This window comes from Acinetobacter sp. 228 (assembly GCF_048147885.1).
Map to the genome: position 1 here is coordinate 1 of NZ_JAYWYV010000208.1, position 1528 is coordinate 1528.

General features: G+C 39.8%; 1 protein-coding gene and 1 pseudogene. Both read left to right on the top strand.

The annotated features are described in order from the left end of the window. Positions 1 to 452 (top strand): annotated as a pseudogene (locus tag VXQ92_RS17420) (DNA replication and repair protein RecF); the annotation flags it as partial. A 52-nt stretch (positions 453 to 504) separates the two neighbouring features. Next, positions 505 to 1528 (top strand): ATP-binding protein (locus VXQ92_RS17425; RefSeq protein ID WP_416682665.1); only part of this gene is annotated, 1024 nt, incomplete at its 3' end.

The window sequence follows — 1528 nt, forward strand, 5'->3', positions numbered from 1 at the left end:
ATTTGGAGATTGAGCTGGAATATAGCCCAGGTTTTCATACAGAGCAGGGGCTTATGCAAGACTTGTTGAATCAGCATCAAAAAGACATCGAGAGACGTTATACCGAGTATGGTCCGCATCGGGCAGATTTGCGCTTAAAAACGCCATTTGGACATGCGGATGATGTTTTATCAAGAGGTCAGAAAAAACTCTTGATTATTGCCTTAAAACTGTCACAAATTGCAATGTTGCATGCGAGTAATAAGGAAACTGTGGTATTATTAGATGATCTGACAGCAGAATTAGACTTAACCGCACAACAACGTTTAATTGAACGATTAAGCCAACTTGGTAGCCAGGTTTTTATGACAACTTTAGATCATGTATCGGTAAAAAAACATTTACATGATCTGTCTATTTCATATCAATTATTCAATGTTGAATCCGGTCAAGTTAGTCTTGCTGCACCATAATTTTTTGATGTTACCCATCTTTGAATAAACCTATATTTGCTAGGGAGAAACCATGAGTTCAGAGTCTCAATCAGCCTCTCAAACAGAACAAACCAATGAAAAGGCTTATGATTCCTCTAGTATTAAAGTATTACGTGGATTAGATGCAGTTCGTAAACGTCCGGGTATGTATATTGGGGATACAGACGACGGTACCGGTTTACACCATATGGTGTTTGAGGTTGTCGATAATGCAATCGACGAAGCTTTAGCTGGCCACTGTGATGAAATTATTGTCACGATTCACGAAGATGAATCGGTCAGTGTTTCAGATAATGGCCGCGGTATTCCAACCGATATTCACCCTGAAGAAGGGGTTTCTGCTGCAGAAGTAATTTTAACGATTCTGCACGCAGGCGGTAAGTTTGACGATAATAGCTATAAAGTTTCAGGTGGCTTACACGGCGTAGGTGTTTCGGTTGTTAACGCACTTTCAAGTAAATTGCATTTAACGATTTACCGTGCTGGTCAAATCCATGAGCAAGAATATCATCATGGTGATCCGCAATATCCATTGCGTGTGATTGGTGAAACGGATAATACCGGAACAACTGTACGTTTTTGGCCAAGTGCAGAAACATTCAGTCAAACCATTTTTAATGTTGAAATTCTAGCACGCCGTTTACGTGAGCTTTCTTTCTTGAATGCTGGTGTACGTATCGTTTTACGTGATGAACGTATTAACCTTGAGCATGTGTATGACTATGAAGGCGGTTTATCTGAGTTTGTAAAATACATCAACGAAGGTAAAAACCATCTCAACGAAATCTTCCATTTCACAGCTGATGCTGACAACGGCATTACTGTAGAAGTTGCATTGCAATGGAACGATAGTTACCAAGAAAATGTTCGCTGTTTCACAAACAACATTCCACAAAAAGATGGTGGTACGCACTTAGCAGGTTTCCGCGCAGCTTTAACACGTGGCTTAAACCAGTATCTTGAAAATGAAAATATTCTCAAGAAAGAAAAAGTGAATGTGACTGGTGATGATGCGCGTGAAGGTTTAACAGCCATTATTTCTGTTAAGGTTCCTG